Annotated in this window: 4 protein-coding genes; all 4 read left to right on the top strand. The window is 31.4% G+C overall.

All coding sequences use genetic code 11. The features are described from left to right. Positions 1-955: mandelate racemase/muconate lactonizing enzyme family protein (locus HGPG_RS03790; protein ID WP_019124732.1), on the top strand; the 955-nt coding region annotated here is incomplete at its 5' end. 59 nt (positions 956-1,014) lie between these two features. Beyond that, on the top strand, positions 1,015-2,331 hold the full coding sequence (locus HGPG_RS03785) for a Na+/H+ antiporter NhaC family protein (RefSeq protein WP_019124731.1): 1,317 nt from the start codon (positions 1,015-1,017) through the stop codon (positions 2,329-2,331). A gap of 15 nt (positions 2,332-2,346) precedes the next feature. After that, positions 2,347-3,189, top strand: coding sequence for a serine hydrolase (locus HGPG_RS03780; protein WP_019124730.1), 843 nt, complete (start codon positions 2,347-2,349; stop codon positions 3,187-3,189). Positions 3,190-3,287: 98 nt separating this feature from the next. After that, positions 3,288-3,572, top strand: a 285-nt coding sequence (locus HGPG_RS03775; RefSeq protein WP_036731462.1) for a helix-turn-helix domain-containing protein, incomplete at its 3' end; no start/stop codon positions are given.

Below are 3,572 nucleotides of genomic sequence, written 5' to 3'. Positions count from 1 at the left end.
CGGAGAGGCAGCTCCATCGCCAGCATTTATGGGAGAAACTGGATACACAATGGAATTGGCAATAAATAAATATTTAGGACCTTCAATAATTGGTGAAAATATTTTTAACATTGACAATATCCACGATAAATTAGACACAGCAATATATGGTAACTATGCTGCTAAATCAGCAATAGATATTGCTCTCTACGACCTAATGGGAAAAACTTTAAATGTTCCAGTTTATAAATTACTTGGAGGCAAATACAGAGATAAAATAGAACTTAGTTGGGTTGTTGGAATGCAAGACTTAAAAGGCTCTATAGAAGAAGCAAAAGAAAGATTAGCTGAAGGATACAAAGTAATTAAAATTAAAGTAGGTATTTCTCCAGAAAGAGACATAGAGTTATTATCTAAAGTTAGAGAAGAATTGGGATATGGATTCCCAATTAGATTGGATGCTAACCAAGGTTATGACTATAGAACAGCCTTAACAACATTTAAAAAACTAGAAGAGTTTCATTTGGAAAGTATTGAACAACCAGTTAAAAGGAATGACATTAAAGGACTCAGAATGCTAAGAGAAAGATTAGACACACCTATAATGGCAGATGAAGCTATATCAAATTTCCATGAAGTTGTAAATGTTGTAAACAATGATGCATGTGATATTGCAAATATTAAAGTTGGTAAAGTTGGAGGATTATCACAAGCTAAAAAAATAGCAAACTATTTAGAAGCAAATGGTCTGCATGCTACAGCAGGAAGTAATCTTGAAGTTGGATTAGGAGCGACAGCTAGCTTACATTTTGTTGCAAGTTCTAAATATGTTGATATTCCAAACGATCTTTACTTAGGTAACATACTTCATAAGAACGATATAATAAAGAATAAATTTGAGTTAGTAAATGGATGTTTAACTGTTCCTGAAGGACCAGGTTTGGGAGTAGAAATAAACGACGATATCTTTGATTAAAAATTAATATTAATATTAATTTTTAATCAATATTTTATTATTAATTTGGAGGAGAATTTATGGAAACGAAAGAACTATTATTTAACTTACCACCTATAGTTGGGCTTCTACCTTTACTATTGTATGTTTTCTTATCATTTAAGAAGAATTCAAATGCGGTTGTAAATGTTGGAATTTGTGTTATTTTAGGCGCTATTTTAGTAAAGCAACCTCTTTTGGAGTTAGGTGATGTTATTAAGGAAGCAATGGGCTCTTTTTTGGCATTGGTTGGTCTAATAATCATGCTAGGTTCAGGACTTGGTTCTGTTTTGCAAACAACAGGAATTGCAGAAAACATTGTACACTTTTTAATGGACAAAATTGGAATTAATACTGAACGAAAAGCAATCTTAGCAACTATGCTAACATCAGTAATTCTAGTTACTTTATTAGGTACTCTAGCAGGTGCAAATGCCGTAATTGCACCAATAGTTATCTCATTAGTTGCTGCGGTAGGTATTACACCTAGTACGCTTGCTGTTATTTTCCAAGGTGCTGGACAAGCAGGCCTTTTCTTAAGTCCATTTAGTCCACCTATGGTTACATTAAAAGAAATAACAGGTCTAACATATGGACAAGTTTTAATGTATGCGGGTATTCCTGTAGCGTTATCTATGTGGATTGTTACATATTTTGTAGCAAAACATGTTCAAAAGTCAACTAAAGGTATTTCAAAATTTGATCTTAAAGAATTCACAGATAACAAAGAATACAAACCTACAAAGCAAACAAATAGAGCAACAATTGTATTTCTAGTATCTCTTTTTACTCTACTAGTATTTGGTGTAGTTAAAGGGAGAGGGGCATCCTATGCTATATTTATAATGATAACTGTGGCAATGCTTACAGGATTAAGTTACGGACAAAAAGCTAAAGATATAGCAGAAGATTTCTTTGAAGGTATGCAAAAAATGGTTTGGATGTTCTGTATGTTTATATTATTTGAACCTTTCCTAAGATTTGTAGAAGCTTCAGGAGCATTTACTGCTTTATTTGAACTATTAGAACCATTAGTAATTTCAAGTGGACAAGTAATCACATCTGTTGTTATAGCACTAATAGGAGTTTTTGGAATAAATGGTGCAGCAGTAGCTCAAGCTGTTTTGATGGATAACTTATTTGGCGAAATGATAAGAGGCATGGGAATGCACATGGGATTATGGTGTCTATTAGTATTAGTTGGTCACCAAATTACATCTTTTGCTTATCCAGGAGTAGATATGTTGGGCGCAATGGGCTTAGCACAATCTAAAGATATAAAATCAATGCTCAAACTTGGATATTCAATAATATTAGTTACTATGACTTTAGTAGTTATAATGGCAGTTATTCTTTAAAAGGAGTGTGTAAAGATGTTATTAGAAGAGAAAATTAAATCATTAATAAATGAAGTTCAAGGTGAATTTGGAGTTTATTTTGAAGATACTGTAGATGGAACAAAAATATTACTAAATGAAAACATAGTTTTTTCAGCAGCTAGTACAATAAAAATTCCACTAGTAGCTTTAGGTTTAAAACTATATGAAGAAGGGAAGTTTGATTTAAATGATGAAATTGAAATCAAACCAGAAAACAGAGTTGGAGGAACAGGAGTTTTAAAAACATTAAATAGAAACTATAAACCAACTGTATCAGACTTAATGACCTTAGCTATAACAGTTAGTGATAATGTTGCAACTAATCAACTTGTAGATTTAGTTGGTGGTTTTGATAATATAAACTCATTTAGTAAAAGTCTAGGTTTAAATGATACAAAATTTCAAAGAAAAATGCTTGACTTAAAGTCTCTACAAGAAGGTAAAGATAATTTTACAACAGCTAAAGATTTAGGAACTATTCTTTCTTTAGTAGCAAAAGACGAATGTGTTTCCAAAGAGTCATCTGAACTATTATTAAAAATGATGAAAATGCAACAGTTTAGACAAAAATTACCTAATCTAATACCAGCTATAACTTCTTACGATGCAAAAGCTACAGCTGATTTGCCAGATGAAGGAAAAGTGTTAGTAGCAAATAAAACAGGAGATCTTTGGAAAGTACAACATGATGTAGGTATTTTTATCCTACCTAAAGGAGAAAGATATGTAATATCCGTGTTTAGCCAAAAATTAGCTGAGGATTATGAGGGTGTAGAAACAATTTCTAAAATCTCTAAGGCAGCATATGAATATATGACAAAAAAATATAACTATTAATATATTACTCAAAACTCTTTATAAAAAAGCTTCAGATTAAAATTGAACTGACCCCCAAAAGTTGACTAACAAACCAACTAAAGGAGGTCAGTTTTTTGATGGCAAAATACAAAACAGAATTTAAGATGAAAGTAGTAAAAGAATATCTTGAAGGAATTGTAAGTTACAAAGACTTAGCGAAAAAATACAGTATCCCAGACAAGTCTAATGTTAGAAGGTGGGTTAATGCTTATGAATCTCAAGGCTATGATGGACTAAAAGTAAAAAGAAAGAATAATAATTACTCTTTAGACTTCAAACTAAATGTAGTAAACTTGTATTTAACAGGAGAAATGTCCTATCAAAACCTAGCAAATGAATTTAAAATCAACAATCTATCCATT

Source organism: Peptoniphilus grossensis ph5, from assembly GCF_000311825.1.
Lineage (GTDB): Bacteria > Bacillota > Clostridia > Tissierellales > Peptoniphilaceae > Peptoniphilus_A > Peptoniphilus_A hominis.
Note: the sequence above shows the minus strand (reverse complement) of the source record. Positions and strands in the feature narration are given on the sequence as shown.